Below are 16848 nucleotides of genomic sequence, written 5' to 3'. Positions count from 1 at the left end.
AAAAAGGGCCCGTTTCCGGGCCCTTTTTTTTATTTTGATGCTTTAAGAAGTTTAAAACCTTTTAAGAATGAAACCATTTCCTGAGCAGCGTTTGTTGGGTTTGGTTGGATGTCAACATTCAGCTTACATGTCCCGCCTTTTGGACCGCTTCCGAAAATTTTCTTATCTTTACAAACAACAGTCGCATTACAAGTTTTGAAGTTACAGTTTAATTCAGGACCAGGCATTGTTTGGTAAACCAGGTCGCCTCTTTCGATAGCAGCTGTAATACCGGCAACACATTCATTAAACTTGTTTTTGTTCTTGTATGTTGGGCAAAGGTAATCAAACGCTACGGTTTTGAAATCTTCAATTGATGAGTCAACAGTGATTGATTTTACTGAAGGGAAGGCAATAAGTGACTTCGCCATTGCTGTTTCACAACGTCCGTCAGTGTTGTTATCGTAGTTACAGAAGAACTTGTAAAAGTTCACTCCACCTTCTTTAAACTGTCCCCAGTATGAAGAGTAGTAGTATTGAGAAGGCTTCATTCTGTAACACAGACCAAGTTTACATGATTGGTCTTCGTTGAAGCTGAATGTGTTTGTAAGAACATAGTTTTCCGGAGTGTAGTTTTCTTCTTTATACCATCTTCCGTCTGATTCAATTCTTTCAAAGAGTGAGCTTGTCAGTGATCCTGAAACAGGGATTTCAAGATACTTGCTTAAATCTGGAGCGATTGAGAAACCACTGCTGCAGCTGTTAACTGTTACGTAAGCAGTTTTAAGAAAATTTCCTTTAAGTGCTCTAAGTTTTTTCTCATAGGCACTTGGAGTAAGAGCGGCATCTGTTTTTCCAAGTTTGATTGCCCATGGAGAAGAGTGTCCGTAGAAATCAAGGCTGGCAATTTTTGTGAATTGCTTAAGTTCACCAATAAGAACTTCTGGAGTGAAAGTGTCATTGATGAATTTAATAACAGGAATGTTGAAGTCGTTAAAAACTTCAGCGTCTTCACGTCCTCTTACTTCTGGACTTGAAATGATAACAACCTGCTGATTCGGGTAAAGCTCTTTATATTTATGAGCGCGAGCTACACCTGTCTGGAAGAATTGGTTTGAGTCTTCTTTTACACCAGAACCAACAACGATAATGTGAGTGACTTTTTCTGTGTCTAAAACACTGTCCTGGTAAAGACCAACTCTGGTTTCACCACGGTAGAGACCTGCCTCGGCGTTGAAGGCGATAAGCCCCATGGCCACAATTGATAAAGATAAAAAACGCATAGTTTGCCCCTTTAATAGATTGCTGTATTTGGGGGAGAAATCTCAAAATGGGTAAACTACGTCAATTGAGTGTGTAATTTGTTCACACTATTCTTCAGGGTTTTCAGCTTCGAGCTTAGACACATCTAGTGCACGGGCTTCACCAACAATCTTAGTGAGTAAGTATTCCGGGATCATGCCGGATTGATCGAGGATGATTGTGCGGTCTTTGAGGATGACCAGTGTAGGAATTGAACGAATATTGAAATCCTGGGCCAGTTCGATTTCGGTCTCAGTATTCACTTTTCCAAAAAAAACATCGGGGTTTTTTTTAGCAACGGCTTCGAAGATTGGGCCAAAGATCTTACAAGGTTCACACCAGCTTGCCCAGAAATCTAAAATGACAATTTCATTCTTATCCAGAACTTCATCAATATTTTGCACTGTAACGATTTTTGATCCCATATCCTATAGTGTAAAAAGGAAAATACTTATCGTCAAAAGGCTTGCAAGATTATTTTGGTAGGCAAGTTGTTTTTTCTGTTTCAAAATTTACGAAATGAAAACATAAATCAAAGGATGATCTATGAAAACAACGCTAATGCTAATGATGACATTTCTCTCGTTGAATCTTTTCGCTGGCACAACTTGCCCAAACCTTGAAGGGCGCTATCCAAAATGTAAGTCAGAAATCAGAGACATTCGTGGTGAGTATATTGTTGAACAGTATATGAAAGACGATGTGAACTTCTATCAGATCCACTATATTGATGATGATACAGATGAAAACAGAACAGATGCTATCCGCACAGACGGAAAACTGGAGTCGAGAAAAGAAAAACTTCCACGTGTCGGAATTAAAGTAAGAATCGACTCTAAATCAAGATGTGAGACTGATGCTGTCGTTTCAGATGCCGATGTTTATTTTATGGGAGCAAAAGTCGGGCAGTTTGTGGCAAAAATCTACAGAGAAGGCGACACACTTTATTCAAACCTAGATGGTAAGTATCTTGGCAAGCCGCTTAGTAAGCGTATTGTCTGCACTCAGGAATAATGATTAAAATCCGGTTGGAAGTGAAAACTTTAAAGGTTGAGCCTTTACCCAGTTCACTTTCAACTTCGATTGTTCCCTGATGAGCATCGATGATTTGTTTGGAAATATAAAGTTCCAGACCCAGTCCACTAATATTCGTGCTTGAGATCGCTCTTTCAAACCTTTCAAAAATCTTTGCTTGCATATCTTTAGGGATACCCATTCCCTTATCTTGAATCATAAGGATGGCTTTGCCTGCTTCGTGTTTTACGACAGCATGAATCGGCTGATTAGCTCCGTATTTTATGGCATTGGAAAGAAGGTTAACTGTTACCTGTTCGATGCAATAGCGGTCGCAGTAAACCATAACTGATTCTTCTAAATCGAAAGTCAGCTCGCATTTAGAGAATTGAATTTCTTCGTTAAAACGTTACAGCACTTCACGCACCAGTTTTGAGAGGTTCACATCTTCAAAGTTATATATCAGTTTGCCTCTGGCAATTCTGGTAACATCCAACAAGTCTTCTATGAGCAGAGTGAGTCGGTTAACCTGATTGCTTGAATTCACCAGTGCTTTCATTAGTTTTTCCGGTGGAGGTGTGAGACCTCTTTCAGGATTAACTCCTCTAAGCATCATCTGTAGCTGCATTTTCGATGGCAATTCCCGCTCGTCCTCCCAGGTCTTCGGCCAGGGCGAGGTCTTGAGCTGAAAAATTCGGTTTATTTTTTCCAGCGATAAAGGCCAGTGATCCTCTGACTTTTTCACGGGCCTTGATGGGGACAATCATGTTTGAGTTTGAACCTAACTCCATCAACAGTTCATAATGTCTTTCATCCTTAATCATAATCTTTAATTGAGAATCGAGGATTTGAGGATCGTAGTAAGAGGTTTCAGTGGTTATTGAGACCACGCGCTTATCAGGCGGGTATTTTTCTAAATACTCTTCCAGGCGGAGATGCTGAAGTAACGAGCGTGAATTTTTCCCATAAGAAAGTAGACGGCCAGGAGTCCACAAAAAATTGTAGCGATATTACCGGGAAGTGAGCCTCGGTGCCTGGCCGTCACAAAGATGGCCAGTAGAGCATCTTAAAAAACTTTATTTATAAGCAGTTTTTTCATTACATCCCACACTGATTATCCAATGGCGAGGGTAGTTTTCTAAAGATTTAATGACAAGGAAATGACTCGAGGCAAATCAAAAAAAATAATTTAATTGCTAACTTCGTTTCGACAGTTTGTGCTAAACTTTTGCTTTATAAGAATCAGAATCTTTTGAGAAAATTTTTTGGGAAAGAGTCATCCATTAGAGAATCTTTTTAACGTCTGGAAGAATATTTCCATTTCAGTGAAGTTGTATTTTGTCGTCGGTATTATGGCCACGCTGGTTATTATCGAACTTTTTACTTTGCATTTTGCAATGGGGAACCTTTCAGCTGTTCGCGCCTTTGTTGGCGGTGAAGCCAGTTGGTCTAAGGCGCAAAAAAATGCTGTTTATCGCTTTCAGCGTTTTGCCCTGACAAAAGAAGAAGCAGACTACCGCGCTTTTCATGAAGCTTTAAAAATTCCAGATGGTGATCGTGCTGCGAGACTGGAGCTGGAGAAACCAAACCCGAATATGGAAAAAGTTCTGGCCGGATTTGTTCAAGGACGTATCCATCCTGATGATGTTCCTCCTGTCGTCAATATGCTCACGCGTTTCAATCGAGTCAGCTATATTGCTAAAGCTGTATCGGCCTGGAAAGAAGGTGATGCTCTTTTAGTAGAATTGAGAAACACTGTTGATGAGTATTATGGGTTGGTGCTGGATGGTGGTACTAATAAAGTCAGAATGCAAAAGTGTCTCGATGATGTTGTTCGCATCAATAACGAACTTACAAGAATTGAAGAAATTTTTTCATCAATATTAGGTGAAGGCTCACGTTGGATGGAAAGACTTATCTTTATGATCCTGGTGATCCTGGTTATCACTGTCGAAAGTATTGGTCTGACTCTGACTTTCTTTACCAGTAAGGCGATCTCTAAAGGTTTATCAAACCTCAATGACATCACGACAGAGTTTGGACGAGGGAATTTTGAACGTCGCTTGGTTGTTGATTCAAGCGATGAGCTGGGGCAACTGAATCAATCTGTAAACCGGATGGGCGATCTTCTACAGAAATCATATTCAGACTTGAGGCTTTCACACAAGGACCTTGAGTTAAAAGTGCAGGAGAGAACTGCTGCCCTGGAGGCAATTGCGACTCAAAACAGTGAGCTGTATAAAGAGGCAAGGGCTTCAGTGAAAATGCGCGACGATTTTCTTTCTATTGCCTCTCATGAGCTGCGCACTCCACTGACTGCACTTAACCTGCAAATTTATTTACTAGAAAAATCGGTCAGCGAAGAAGAAGGACCGATGGATAAAGAGCGGGTGAAAAATCTCACAGCTCGTTCAATGACTCTGGTGAAAAAACTTGCCACACTTCAAGGCGTACTGATGGATCTTGCACAGATCAGAGTTGGCAAACTGGAAATAAAAAAAGAACAGGCCGATCTGGCAGCATTAGTTAGCGATTGTATTGCTCAGCTAGCGAGTCAGGCCATTCGCAGCGGTAGTGAGTTAGTTTTAGAGCGTTCAGAAATAACCGTTGGAGAAATGGATCCAATCAGAATGTCTCAAGTTGTTACCAATCTCCTGACCAATGCGATGAAATACGGAGAAAGAAAACCTGTTAGAGTAAAAGTATTTAAAGAAAACAGTAATGCTGTTGTTGTTGTCCAAGATGAAGGTCTTGGTGTTCCATTAGAGAAACAAGAACAAATCTTCGAGCGTTTCGAAAGAGCGAGTGATGATCCAGGAGTATCAGGATTAGGTTTAGGACTTTATATTTCTAAACAAATAGTAGAAGCGCACAGTGGAAAAATATTTATAGAAAGTGTTGCAGGAAAAGGGTCTTCATTTATAGTGAAATTTCCTTTACATCAAAATGTGTAGCCTATGTATATGTAGTTTGACATACTTCATATTTGCGGTACGATGAATTATTATGACAACTAAAAAGAAAATCACAAAAAAGAACTCAAAGGTCGTAAGAGAAACACTTGGCTCTTACATTAAGAAAACTCGTCTCGCCAGAGGATACTCTCAGTCTGAGCTGGCTGCAGAACTTGGATACACAAGCCCACAGTTTATTTCTGATTGGGAAAGAGGTGTTTCAAGTCCTCCTGTTAAAAGGCTCCATGAACTCTCAGAAGTCCTAAACGTGAAAGTAGATATGCTGTTTAATCTATTGGTCACTCTTGCCACTGAACAGTTAGTGAATAACCTTTCTAAAGAATTTAAAAAAGTAAAAAAAGTATCTTAATCATTTCATCGATCACTCTCTAACAAAAGCGCCAGAGAGTGATTACAACTCAATTCCCAAAGAGAAACTGACAATCAATGCCACTAAAACGAAAGCAGCTATTCCAGCCAGCAGATACTCTTTTTGTTTTAAGAAAAGAACCGCAGTGAGAAAAACGCGTGTGATAGGAAGTGATATTAAGATGGCCAGTCCAAGGTAAGAGATAAGTACGCCCCATGAACTTGTTGTCCATGCATTTGAGAGTGTCTCAGAGAGAGTAGACGAGTGGTATGTTTTAAGAGCTATAAGAGAGTCGGGCTGATTGATTGATTGCGAGATCCAGCCAATAAGCATGAATAATCCGGCAACTAAAACCCCTAATCTCAGGAATTTTGAAATTCTAAGTTCCAGTGATTCTAATTGATCCATCTGTTCCATTATTTCATCCCTTTCATTAACATTTGAACTGCCACAATTGTGAGAACGACAACAAATATTTTTCTAATGATAGCTGCAGGCATTTTAGGCATTAAGCGCGCTCCAAAATAAGAGCCTACAATGATCCCTACTGAAACCGGACAAGCGATTTCCGGACGGATGTCTCCACGAAGAAAATATGCTCCCGCACTGGCCGTCGCAGTTACCCCGATCATAAAGTTTGAAGTGGCAGAAGAAACTTTCATTGGAAGTTTCATAGCGCCATCCATCGCCATAACTTTAAAGATACCACTTCCGATACCTAAAAGAGCAGAGAGGATACCTGCAATAAACATTGCTCCAAGGCCAACTGGAACTTGAGCAACTTTATAAATAATAAGCTCGCCATTTTTTTCAGTGTATTGTCCGGCCAGTTTTAATTTTTGTGACCAGGGATGATCAAATTCAGCACGGTGATCTTCTTTTTTTCTCAACATCATAACGGCCGAGAAGAAAAGAAATCCTCCAAAGAGAATAAAAAGAAAAGATGAGTTTACTGATTTTGCCAGAAGGAATCCAACGATAGCTCCGCACACTGTTCCAACTTCAAGCAACACTGCCAAACGAAGATTGGTCAAATGATCTTTTAAGAAACTCGCAGCAGCTCCTGATGACGTGGCCACAATTGAAATCAAACTCGCGGCAATGGCATATCGGATATCAATACCAAGAAAAAGTGTTAAAACTGGAACGACAATAATACCACCCCCAAGTCCTAGGAGTGATCCTAGAAGGCCCGCGAAGATGGAAATAAAAAATAGTAGTATGGAGTACATAATAAAGGCATTCTAGTCCTCCCACTCGGTCATGACAAGAATTCGAGGTTACTAATAACTGATTAATTTTCTTATTATCTTTAATTATTTCTTAAATTGTATATAAAGATTCATGCTCCTAGTGTTTGAGTGTGTCGACAATATTTTCTGCCGAAGATGAATAACATGGAGGCAAGTATGATGAAGAGTCTAAAAGGTATTTGGGATGCAGATGACTGCGCTCTTATCTTAATTGATAATCAGCCAGAAATGTCCAGTGGATTAGGTTCTGCTTATCCCAAAGAGATTGAGCTTAATGTATGCACGATTGCAAAAGCCGCAGTTGCCTTTAATATTCCTATTATCCTCAGCACAGTTGCTGTGAAGATGGGAGTGAATAGACCAACTATTCAATCGCTCAGAGATATTCTTCAAGGTGTTGTTGAGATTGACCGTACATCAATGGATGCATGGGAGGACAAAGCGTTTGTAGAAGCCGTGAAGGCCACAGGAAAAAAACGTTTAGTGTTCTGTGCTCTTTATACAGAGATCTGCTTAACTTATCCGGTAGTGGATGCAATCGCCGATAGTTTTGAAGTTTGTTTTGCGGCCGATGCGGTGGCCGGGCAATCGGTCATTGAACACAACACAGCTGTCTCTATGAAAAGAAAGCAAACTTTCATATGAATGAATATCATTCAAGTTCTAAAGGAGAGGTATTTAAAGAAGCTCATTGATGCAGCGTTTCGATACGATGCCCATTGCAGAAAGTCAGGAGGCACATTAGTTTTGCTTTTAAGGAATATACTTTTTTAAAAGGACTAATGAATGGAATTGAAACGCAGAAGAATGCTTATTCTTTGTTTATTTGCGTCTCTCATAGGAGCACTCTCTAATCTTATTGCCAAAATTTTATTGTGGTCAATTGCTTTCATTACTCATCTTTTCTGGTTTCATGAAATTTCTTTTAGGCCAGTAGAGCTGGTTAATCATGAATTCAGTCCTATTTATATTTTAGTTCCCATCATTGGAGGATTGATTGTTGGTCTTATGGCCCGTTATGGAAGCCAAGCAATCAGAGGTCACGGCATTCCTGAAGTGATGGAGAATATCTTAACCAAAGAAAGTAAAATCCCAAGAAGAATGACTCTATTAAAGCCATTGTCTGCGGCCATCTCTATTGGTTCTGGTGGACCATTTGGGGCCGAAGGACCGATCATTGCGACTGGAAGTTCGATTGGTTCATGGATTGGAAGGCATCTTTATTTTCATGAGTATGAAAGAAAAATTCTTTTAGCAACTGGAGCTGCCGCAGGTATGACCGCTATTTTTGGAACACCTCTAGCTGCAATTTTTATTTGTATTGAACTTTTATTATTTGAATTTAGTGCGAAGTCTTTTATTCCCGTTATTATTGGTGTGTCGACTTCTTATTCATTAAGGCTTGCTCTTGGACATACAACACCTGAATTTCCGATTGGAGAAATTCATGAAGTAGTTAATGGGTGGAACTCTCTTTTTTATTTTGTTGCCGGGGCCATTACTGGTGCAGTCTCATGTGTCGTTTCAAAAATTGTTTTTTATGTAGAAGATAAATTTGAACATCTTCCTATCCACTGGATGTGGTGGCCAATGATCGGTGGGATTGCTGTTGGTGTGATTGGTTATTACGACCCAAGAACCTTAGGAGTAGGGTATAGCAATATTATCAATTCTCTTCAGGGAAATATGCTCTTTGTTCCCGCGCTGACATTATTTATTCTGAAATTTCTTTCATGGGCCATTTCTTTGGGAAGTGGGACATCGGGAGGAACACTCGCACCACTTTTAACTTTTGGCAGCACTCTTGGAGTTGTCCTGAGTTTTATCGGAATGCATTTTTTCCCTGATATTGGAATTGCTACTCAAGTGACTGCACTTGTCTGTATGTCTTCAATGTTTTCCGGGGCGACAAGGGCCGTTCTCACTTCAACCGTTTTTGCTTTAGAAGTCACGGGGGCTCATTTTGGAATCGCGCCGCTTTTATTGGGCAATAGCGCTGCTTTTTTGTTTTCAATCTTCTTTTTAAAAGAAACAATTATGACAGAAAAGATCGCCCGCCGTGGAATCAAGGTTCCTCAGGATTATTATTCGATCAGAGAAGGATAAGTGCTCAAACCCAGATTGGTTAGAAATTCATTGATTGCTAAATTACTTAGGGCAGAAGGTATTGTTATTTATCCCTTTGTCCTTTTTGCTTCAAAGAATCCCAACGATGTTCTAATTCACCATGAAATGATTCATATTGATCAAATGAAGCGAGTAGGAGTTTGCCGTTTTTATTTTCTTTACCTGAAAGAGTATTGTGCCTGCCGCTTAAAAGGCATGAATCACTACAGAGCCTATATGGCCATCAGCTTTGAAGTTGAGGCCTATGAAAAAGAAGGGGCCAGGCCCCATCATTTAAATGATTACTTTTAGCGCTTCTTTTAATACTTCCAATTCATCTTCTGTGTTGTAGTAGTGAACCGAAGCTCTCACAACTGGAAGGAGTCCTTTGGCCTCAAGGTCAAGAGCGTAGGATGGGCTCGAAACTGAAACATTAATTTTTTTCTCTCTAAGTTTGTGAGCAACCAGATAAGAATCTTTTTGATCTAATGAAAAAGTGACGATCCCTGATTGATATTTACCTGTATCATGCACACGTACATTCGGGAGAGTTGAGAGCCTTGTTCTCAGGTCGCCAGCAAGCTTTTGTACGCGACCTTCAATATTTTTCATTCCAATATTTAAAGCATAATCCACGGCCACACCTAGCCCTAAGCGTGCAGCAAAGTTTGTTTCATAATTTTCAAATCGCTTTGCCCCTTCTTTGATCTGATAGTTTTTATTCTTGAGATCGGCAGAAGTAAAATCGAGAAACATGGGCTCTAATTCTTTAAGGGCTTCATTGCGCGCATAAAGAAAACCAGTGCCGCGAGGTGCACGCATAAATTTTCTTCCAGTGGCTGCAAGAAAATCGCAACCTATCTTTTCGACATCAATATTAATTTGCCCTACGGATTGGCAAGCGTCTAAAAGAAAGAAGGACTTTTGGTTTTTGACGACTTCACTTACGCCCTCAAGTTGATTGATCAACCCATTAGTCGAGGGAACATGGGTTAAAGCAACAAGTTTAACCTGAGCATTCATTTTCTTTTTTAAATCATCAATTGAGAACTCTCTTAGAGGGTCTTCTGAAATCATTTGAATCTGAACACCGTGATGTTTTTGCAGTTGGAGAAGGGCAATATAATTACTTACATATTCATTATAAGACGTCAGAATAATATCACCTTTTTGAAAAGGAATGGAAGAAAGGGCGCGGTCCCAGGCGCGGGTTGCACTTTCAACCAAGGCCACTTCATTTTCTTTGGCATTAATCAGTCGAGCAATCGAAGAGTAGATACTTTTAAATTGAGGAGCGTACTTTGCTTCTGCTTCATAACCACCTATTGTTGCTTCGTCGTTTAAGTACTTAATGACCGAGTTAAGAACCGGTGCAGGAGGAAGAGAAGCACCTGCATTATTAAAATGAATAAGTCCAGATGTTGCCGGAGTATCTTGTCTTAAACGATTGATGTCCAGGTTTGCCATAAGTTGTCCTATTTTACATTTTTCATCAAAAGAATTGGAAGTGCCTCTTTGGGAGAAAGAGGCCAGTAGTGTCTTGGGTAATCGCGTTTTAATTCAGCATAAAGTTCTTTGTAGGTCTTATCCCAGAAACTCCCTAGATCTGTTGTGACTTGCAGGGCCCTTTTGTGTGGACCTAAAAGATGCACTTTAATTTTTTCTTTTCCTTTCAGAATAGAAGGAGCATTTTTTAATCCGTAGAAATCCTGAATATAAGATTCACAGTGAATGCCGTTGGTCGCATCGTAGTGAATGGGAACTTTTCTCTTGTCGTGAAGCTTGAGAAAAAGAGGAAGATCTTCTTCCAGGTCATAGAGGCCTTCTTCATTGAGAAGTGCAAACAAATCATTTACATAGAATCCCAGCACAGTATCAAGAGTATAAGTAGAGTCACTCAGTATGTAAGGGACTTGATTTTTAAACCACGGTTCAAATTCAAAATCAGCTATTTTTTTAACTGTGTATTTTTCCAGGATTTCTAAACGAGTAAAAGTATCTTCTTTGAGTTTTTCTCTAAAAAGTGGAGTGAGCTTTTTCATAACAAAAGAAATAGACTCATCTGATAGTCCTGAATTTGTTATTTTTTCTTTTGAGAGGACAATTGCCCCAATGTGTATCGCTCTTTCTACACTCAACTTTAATGTTTCAGGATTAAAATCCACACGCTCAGACTCTTCAATGGGAAAAAGTGGCAAGTCATACAGCCACTCTTCTTCAATTGGAAGAAGTTTTGTCACCTCATTGCGGTTGTCTAAATCAAGAATGATCCAAAGATCATGTGAGGGATCGACTGATCCTGTGATGCTTGAAGAAATGGCATACACTTCTCCGCTTGAGTGGATTAGTTTATTTCCGTCACGGAGTTTTGAAATCTGATCCACGTACCCAAAGAGGATTAATTTCTCTACATCGACATGAGATCCGTTGTTTTTAAATTTAAAATGAGTTTTGGCCAATGACTTAAAGCGATTTGTATTTTTAGATTCCAAAAGTTCTGCTAAGAAATGCACGGTTTGATTAAAAGTTTCTTCTCCACAAAGAGAGGCTTCATATAAAATCTTTGAAACACGTGGAAGAAAAGGCAGACGAGAAAGTCTATGGGCCAGAGGTGTAGGAATATTTTTTTCTAAAAAGCCTATCTGGTTCAAAAAGTCTTCAGACTTTTTGACTTCGCTTTCTTTTAAAGGAGCAACAAAAGTAAACTCTTGAAGAGGGGCCTTAAATAAAACGGCCGATGTTATAATAAGTTCACTTAAATCAGAGCGATTGATTTCCGGGACATCAAAAAGATCTCGTCCTTGAAAATCTTGTTCGGCATAAAGCCTTAAGGCATAACCATCGGCTTCTCTTCCGGCGCGGTTGGCCCTTTGTATGGCAGAAGATTGACTGATTTTTCTTAGCTCAACCATTGGGAGTCGGGTGATGGGATTAATGCGACTGATTTTATGAAGTCCTGAATCAATCACTGAACGGACCCCAGGAATGGTCACCGAGCTTTCTGCAATATTTGTTGAGAGAATGACTCGTTTTTGAGAGAGGTCATAAAAGCTCTCATCAATGTTAATTCCTGCGACTTCAGAATGCAGAATAACAACTTCGCAGTCAAAATTGTTTCTAACGATCTCTTCGCATTTTCTGATCTCGGACATTCCAGGAAGAAAGATCAATACATGTCCCGGGCGTTTTATAACTTCCAAAAGAGCATTATAAACTTTTCTTTCAAGTGGATCTTTAAGAACAAGTGTATTGTTAGGCAAATGCTCGATATGAAGCTTATGTTTGGTTTCGTTTAACTCTAGCGTCTTTACTCGTCCGGTCAGTGCACCATCGAGTTCGGCCAGGTTAATCGTTGCTGACATAATAATGACTTTTAAGTTTTTATTTTTTTCTTTAATTTTGTGAAGAAAACTAAAGGCGATATCCGTGTAGTAGTGTCTCTCATGGAACTCATCCAGAATAACCACATCACAATCTTCAAGAGTCGGGTCACTGGCCAGGATTCTTAAAAAAGTTCCCTCGGTTAAAAAGATAACTTGGGTCTCATCGCTGGCCATCTTTTCATATTTGAAGATGTGACCGACACTTTTTCCAGGTTGTTCACCTTTGTTTTTTGCCACAAATTGCGAGGCCAGTTTAGCGGCCAGCTTTCTAGGCTCAAGAATATAGATTTTCTTTTTATACTTTTCGCTAAGAAAGAGAGGAACACGTGTGGTCTTTCCAGAACCGGGAGTTGATTTGATAATAAGAAAGTCCACTTCATCGAGTGACTTTAAAATATCATCTTTTATTGTATCAATAGGAAAAGGGTGCATTCTTATCAGTCTCTATTTATGGAAAAGTTTTTCGGTTTCTCTGCTTAATTCATGGGCCAGGACTTTCGCATTAGGGGAAAGCGATTTCTTCGTAATTAAAACAATTTTGTACCTAATTTTCTGAGCGAGGTCATGATGGACCTCAACTAGTTTTAAATCAGGGACAGAGGCGGCCACGAAATCAGGTATCATGCCGATTCCTAATCCTGTGCTGGCAAAACGCGCGATAACTTCCCAGCTTTCAACTACCATCGCAATTTTTACGTGGGATTTTTTATAGCGATCTTTATAAGTTTTTTTTAGTTCATTAACGCCTGGTTTTTCTTCTGTGACCAGAAATCCCATGTTTTTCACATTGTCAGCAAAAGCAGAGCCGACGACACAAAGGAAAGTTCCCTCGTGTAACACATGCTTGTGAACACCGCTAATAGCGCGGTTATCGACAACCAGTCCAACTTCAATTTCACCAGCGATAACTTGTTCCAGGATATTTTTAGTGTGACCAATTTTCAAAACCGGCTGAATCTTTGGATAGTTTTTTTGTAGAGTGCTCATCAAATCAGGAAGAAGTACTAAAGCTAAACTTCTGAGTGTGGCAAAAGTAAGAGGTCCTTCGGCCTCGTCTTTGGCCCCTGCAAGTTTGGCCTTCATATTGGTAACGGAGTCAAGAATCTGTTTAATCGATTCTAAGGCAACGAGCCCTTCACTGGTTAGTTTGAATTGATTTTTACTATGCCCAATCAACGAGCAGTCCATAGACTCTTCAAGTTTTCTAATCGCTTGGCTGACTGCGGACTGACTAACATGATTTTTTTTAGCTGCGGCAGCGACACTTCCAAGGTTGGCAGCGTCGAGGAAATAGCGCAAATGGTAGATATTCGGGTCACTCATAGGTTTATATAATAAGAAAAACTACTTATTTTAGAAAGAATAATTAATTTTTATAATATAAAGGGGGGTGTTATAAGCCTCTCATTAAACAAAGGGGGGATTTATGATTGCTAAAATTCTATCATGTGCACTAGTTCTTGGATTTTCTCAGGCCCATGCTTTAGACTCTAAACTTGTAAGGCAGAATTCAAACACAGTTTGTTATATTTATACAGATTCAGTTTACTTTGCTTATCAAGGTGAAGAAGTAGGAAGCCGTGATTATTTGTATTTTTCCACAGACATTGTTTCAGCTGACGAGCTGGAAGAAGTTGCTCGTCAGGCAAAAGGAACTGCCTCTATTGTTATTAAGAATGGGGCAGCAGAGCTTGGACGTTTTAAAGGAGACTTTATTCTGGATGCACAAGGAACTATTTATTTTCTGCAGTCCGAAAAATTTAAAACTTTTATGGATTTAAACTGCACGGGTGAATAGTCTTTTAATAAACAATTGATCTTTGTAATGGACGGGCGTAATACTAGTAGAGTCATTATTTTGGAGACTCCATGAAAGAACTAAGCAAAAAAATAAATGCTAAGGAGATCTGGTCTTACGTCCTGATCATTACAGCCGTCTTTGCCTTCCGCTCAACTTTTTTTGAGCCCTTTAGAATTCCTTCCGGGTCTATGATTCCTACACTTAATATCGGCGACTTTATTGTTGTTAATAAATTTGCCTATGGATTTAAACTTCCTTATTCGGAAACGTTTTCAGATCCTGTATACCTGACAAAGTTTGAACCACCAAAAAGAGACGATGTCATCGTTTTCAAATACCCGGTGGATACATCAAAGAACTTTATTAAGCGCGTGATCGGTCTTCCAGGTGATGAGATTGAAATTGTTAATAAAGAAGTTCTGGTCAATGGAAAACCAATGGCGATGATTCCGGATAGCTCTGATGTCACCAAAGATTTCGCAGGAAGTTTTGATGGCGAGAAAGTTCAGTTCTTTAAAATTAAAGACAGCGAACGTGAATTTAATATTCAGACGACCCATAAACTTACTCAAGTCGATACCTTTCCTAAGTTTAAAGTTCCGGCCGGGAATTATTTTGTGATGGGGGATAACCGCGATTTTTCTGCTGACTCACGATTCTGGGGTTTTGTTCCAGAGCAAAATATCAAAGGGAAGGCCTTTGTCGTATGGATGTCTTTAACTCTTCCATTATTAGATGATACTTTTAGTTTTACTCCTACTAGAATAGGAAAAATGATTCGTTAATTTAATACGTTTGTATTAAATATGATACGATCAAGCCGCTCCTGTTTCGCTAACTTACTTAAATCAAATATCCTCCTTTTGGCATTGGCCTTGCTCTAGAGCAGGCTGAACAAAAAAGGGGGGAACCATGAAATCAATTTTTTTAAGTGCACTTGTTTTATTAACTCTAGTGAGCTGTGATTCAGATTCGGTAGCTAAAAAAGAAAGCTGTTATTTTAATGATGTCCAGGTCAGCTGTGATCAGCTTCGTGGCAACAGTGATCCAAAACCGGCCGCACAACGTTTTTCTTTAGAGGCTTCAGGAAGTGGACGTTACAAGATCGACAACGGTGTTTTGACTTTTCTATCACCAATTGTAAAAACAACGTCTAAGATCTTGGATGGTTCGAATTACAACTGTTCGATCAACATTCCTCAAGGAGCTAATTTTGCGATTGACGTAGATGAGCGCCAATTATCTCTTTCTGATAATAAAGATAAAGTGTCTTATGAGAGAATTTCTTCAATGGATGAGCTTAACAATGATCATCTGGAATGGGGAAGTTTTGAGCATAACGACAGCGCGAATGACATCAAAGATTATATAAAATTTAATTCCAATTGGATTATTGAAATCAAAGTTCTTTGCTATTTTTCTAAGTAATAGAAACCGCATTTAATGATTCGGGCATCAAGCTAAATTTTACAGAAGCCAGTAAGTAAATTATGCTTTAATAATATTAGGATGCTTATGCCCGAATCTTCTTCTTATTCAACTGACCAGAAAATCATTGCTGAACAAAAAAAGTTCGAAGCATTGTTTTATGGGTGCGACACACCGATGGTGCTTTTTAAGGGACCAGAGTTGATTTATGAGATGTTCAATGAGCAGTATCAAGCTATTTATCCTGGCCGAGATCTTTTAACCAAACCATTGTTAGTTGCTGTGCCAGAGTTACAAGACTCTCATTTTCCAAGAATTTTGAGAAAAGTTTATGAAACTGGGGAAGCTTTTTTTTCACAAGAAGGTTTCGCCTGCATTTTTAATAAGACAACAGGGGTTGTTGAAGAGCGCTATTTTGATACAACTTTTTCACGTATCAGTTATGGAGAAGGTGAGCCTTATAGAATTCTTGCTACACCTAGAGAAGTCACCGCGAGAGTCTTAAACAGAAAAAAACTTGAAGATAGTTTAAGAGAGCTGCAGGAAGAAAGAGACTTACGCGAAAGATTTGTCTCTGCCTTGACTCATGATCTTCGCACACCAATGGCCATTGCCAAAGTTGGTTCACAAATTATTAAGCTTAATAAAGACAAACAAGATGTAGTTGTGGAGACTGCGGATAGAATTGCCGTCAGTGTGGACCGTGCAGACCGTATGATTCGCGATCTTTTAGATGCCAACCGTTTAAAGGTTGGAGCTGGGATTAATGTCACACTTCAAGAGTGCCACCTTGAGTTGATTGTCTCTTACGTCGTCAACGATCTGGAAAGACTTCACGGCAAACGTTTTCAAGTGAAGCGCTCACAAGATATGATTATCGGGCATTGGGATAATCTGGCCATCCATCGCATGATTGAAAACCTGGCAAGCAATGCTATTAAATATGGTTCACGTGATAGTGATGTCATTATTACTTTAAACTGTGATAATGAGTTTGCTGAAATTGGCATTCACAACGAAGGAAAACCAATTTCTAAAGAAGATCAGGCTTTGCTCTTTACTCACTTCGGGCGTTCGAGTACTGCTTTAAAAAGCGGGCAGACTGGATGGGGCATAGGACTTGCGTTGGTGAAAGGATTAGCAGAAGCTCATAAAGGCTCAGTTCGCGTCGAAAGTTCAGCAGAAACAGGAACAAATTTTTTCGTCACCCTTCCTTTAGAACCCAAAAAGAAATAAAAAGGGCCATCATCTTGATGGG

20 protein-coding genes are annotated in these 16848 nt (G+C 39.5%); 10 read left to right on the top strand and 10 right to left on the bottom strand.

All coding sequences use genetic code 11. The features are described from left to right. Positions 1 to 29: 29 nt before the first annotated feature. Complete coding sequence (locus ACN20O_RS05085; protein ID WP_491637823.1) at positions 30 to 1262, bottom strand: hypothetical protein; 1233 nt, start codon at positions 1260 to 1262, stop codon at positions 30 to 32. An 87-nt stretch (positions 1263 to 1349) separates the two neighbouring features. Beyond that, a complete protein-coding gene (locus ACN20O_RS05080; RefSeq protein ID WP_491637821.1) occupies positions 1350 to 1706 on the bottom strand; it encodes a thioredoxin family protein in 357 nt (118 codons plus the stop codon). 121 nt (positions 1707 to 1827) lie between these two features. On the opposite strand from ACN20O_RS05080, the gene ACN20O_RS05075 reads away from it, so the two are divergent. Further along, entirely contained in the window at positions 1828 to 2295 is a 468-nt protein-coding gene (locus ACN20O_RS05075; protein WP_491637819.1) for a hypothetical protein, read from the top strand. Here the strand turns inward: ACN20O_RS05075 and ACN20O_RS05070 are convergent. From ACN20O_RS05070 to ACN20O_RS05060, 3 genes are all read right to left on the bottom strand, one after another. Then, a complete protein-coding gene (locus ACN20O_RS05070) occupies positions 2264 to 2641 on the bottom strand; it encodes a sensor histidine kinase (RefSeq protein WP_491637817.1) in 378 nt (125 codons plus the stop codon). The genes ACN20O_RS05075 and ACN20O_RS05070 overlap by 32 nt on opposite strands. A 63-nt stretch (positions 2642 to 2704) precedes the next feature. Continuing rightward, on the bottom strand, positions 2705 to 2911 hold the full coding sequence (locus ACN20O_RS05065) for a hypothetical protein (RefSeq protein WP_491637815.1): 207 nt from the start codon (positions 2909 to 2911) through the stop codon (positions 2705 to 2707). Then, positions 2901 to 3290, bottom strand: a complete 390-nt coding sequence (locus ACN20O_RS05060; protein WP_491637813.1) for a GAF domain-containing protein — start codon at positions 3288 to 3290, stop codon at positions 2901 to 2903. The genes ACN20O_RS05065 and ACN20O_RS05060 overlap by 11 nt, the downstream gene beginning before the upstream one ends. Before the next feature lie 270 nt (positions 3291 to 3560). Between ACN20O_RS05060 and ACN20O_RS05055 the strand changes: the two genes are divergently transcribed. Together ACN20O_RS05055 and ACN20O_RS05050 are read left to right on the top strand one after the other, a co-directional pair. After that, positions 3561 to 5249 (top strand): sensor histidine kinase, encoded by a 1689-nt coding sequence (locus ACN20O_RS05055; RefSeq protein WP_491637811.1) that lies wholly within the window; start codon positions 3561 to 3563, stop codon positions 5247 to 5249. Positions 5250 to 5301: 52 nt separating this feature from the next. After that, the gene (locus ACN20O_RS05050) at positions 5302 to 5619 is read left to right on the top strand and encodes a helix-turn-helix domain-containing protein (protein ID WP_491637809.1); all 318 of its coding nucleotides are present in this window, start codon (positions 5302 to 5304) and stop codon (positions 5617 to 5619) included. Between the two features lie 42 nt (positions 5620 to 5661). Here ACN20O_RS05050 and ACN20O_RS05045 read toward each other — a convergent pair whose 3' ends face one another. Together ACN20O_RS05045 and ACN20O_RS05040 are read right to left on the bottom strand one after the other, a co-directional pair. Continuing rightward, positions 5662 to 6036 (bottom strand): DUF1634 domain-containing protein, encoded by a 375-nt coding sequence (locus tag ACN20O_RS05045; protein ID WP_491637807.1) that lies wholly within the window; start codon positions 6034 to 6036, stop codon positions 5662 to 5664. Next, positions 6036 to 6851 carry a sulfite exporter TauE/SafE family protein gene (locus ACN20O_RS05040; protein WP_491637805.1) on the bottom strand — a complete coding sequence of 272 codons (816 nt, stop codon included), beginning with the start codon at positions 6849 to 6851 and terminating at the stop codon, positions 6036 to 6038. The genes ACN20O_RS05045 and ACN20O_RS05040 overlap by 1 nt, the downstream gene beginning before the upstream one ends. A 177-nt stretch (positions 6852 to 7028) precedes the next feature. Between ACN20O_RS05040 and ACN20O_RS05035 the strand changes: the two genes are divergently transcribed. From ACN20O_RS05035 to ACN20O_RS05025, 3 genes are all read left to right on the top strand, one after another. Further along, positions 7029 to 7517 carry an isochorismatase family protein gene (locus tag ACN20O_RS05035; RefSeq protein ID WP_491637803.1) on the top strand — a complete coding sequence of 163 codons (489 nt, stop codon included), beginning with the start codon at positions 7029 to 7031 and terminating at the stop codon, positions 7515 to 7517. A 141-nt stretch (positions 7518 to 7658) separates the two neighbouring features. Continuing rightward, positions 7659 to 8978, top strand: coding sequence for a chloride channel protein (locus tag ACN20O_RS05030; RefSeq protein WP_491637801.1), 1320 nt, complete (start codon positions 7659 to 7661; stop codon positions 8976 to 8978). Positions 8979 to 9008: 30 nt separating this feature from the next. Further along, on the top strand, positions 9009 to 9290 hold the full coding sequence (locus tag ACN20O_RS05025; RefSeq protein ID WP_491637799.1) for a hypothetical protein: 282 nt from the start codon (positions 9009 to 9011) through the stop codon (positions 9288 to 9290). Here ACN20O_RS05025 and ACN20O_RS05020 read toward each other — a convergent pair. The 3 genes from ACN20O_RS05020 to ACN20O_RS05010 are packed head-to-tail and all read right to left on the bottom strand — an operon-like array spanning position 9273 to position 13684. Next, entirely contained in the window at positions 9273 to 10445 is a 1173-nt protein-coding gene (locus tag ACN20O_RS05020) for an aminotransferase class V-fold PLP-dependent enzyme (RefSeq protein ID WP_491637797.1), read from the bottom strand. The two genes, ACN20O_RS05025 and ACN20O_RS05020, sit on opposite strands and share 18 nt — an antisense overlap. Positions 10446 to 10453: 8 nt before the next feature. Then, positions 10454 to 12793 carry an ATP-dependent helicase C-terminal domain-containing protein gene (locus tag ACN20O_RS05015; protein ID WP_491637795.1) on the bottom strand — a complete coding sequence of 780 codons (2340 nt, stop codon included), beginning with the start codon at positions 12791 to 12793 and terminating at the stop codon, positions 10454 to 10456. A 12-nt stretch (positions 12794 to 12805) separates the two neighbouring features. After that, on the bottom strand, positions 12806 to 13684 hold the full coding sequence (locus tag ACN20O_RS05010) for a LysR family transcriptional regulator (RefSeq protein ID WP_491637793.1): 879 nt from the start codon (positions 13682 to 13684) through the stop codon (positions 12806 to 12808). A gap of 103 nt (positions 13685 to 13787) precedes the next feature. Here ACN20O_RS05010 and ACN20O_RS05005 point away from each other — a divergent pair, with 103 nt between their 5' ends. The 4 genes from ACN20O_RS05005 (at position 13788) to ACN20O_RS04990 (ending at position 16826) form a co-directional block, all read left to right on the top strand. Beyond that, positions 13788 to 14159 (top strand): hypothetical protein, encoded by a 372-nt coding sequence (locus ACN20O_RS05005; RefSeq protein ID WP_491637791.1) that lies wholly within the window; start codon positions 13788 to 13790, stop codon positions 14157 to 14159. A gap of 71 nt (positions 14160 to 14230) precedes the next feature. Further along, on the top strand, positions 14231 to 14947 hold the full coding sequence (lepB, locus tag ACN20O_RS05000) for a signal peptidase I (protein WP_491637789.1): 717 nt from the start codon (positions 14231 to 14233) through the stop codon (positions 14945 to 14947). A gap of 127 nt (positions 14948 to 15074) precedes the next feature. Beyond that, positions 15075 to 15590, top strand: a complete 516-nt coding sequence (locus tag ACN20O_RS04995) for a hypothetical protein (protein ID WP_491637787.1) — start codon at positions 15075 to 15077, stop codon at positions 15588 to 15590. An 87-nt stretch (positions 15591 to 15677) separates the two neighbouring features. Then, a complete protein-coding gene (locus ACN20O_RS04990; protein WP_491637785.1) occupies positions 15678 to 16826 on the top strand; it encodes a sensor histidine kinase in 1149 nt (382 codons plus the stop codon). The last annotated feature ends 22 nt before the right edge of the window (positions 16827 to 16848 follow it).

The organism is Bacteriovorax sp. As-1 (genome assembly GCF_058446905.1).
Note: the sequence above shows the minus strand (reverse complement) of the source record. Positions and strands in the feature narration are given on the sequence as shown.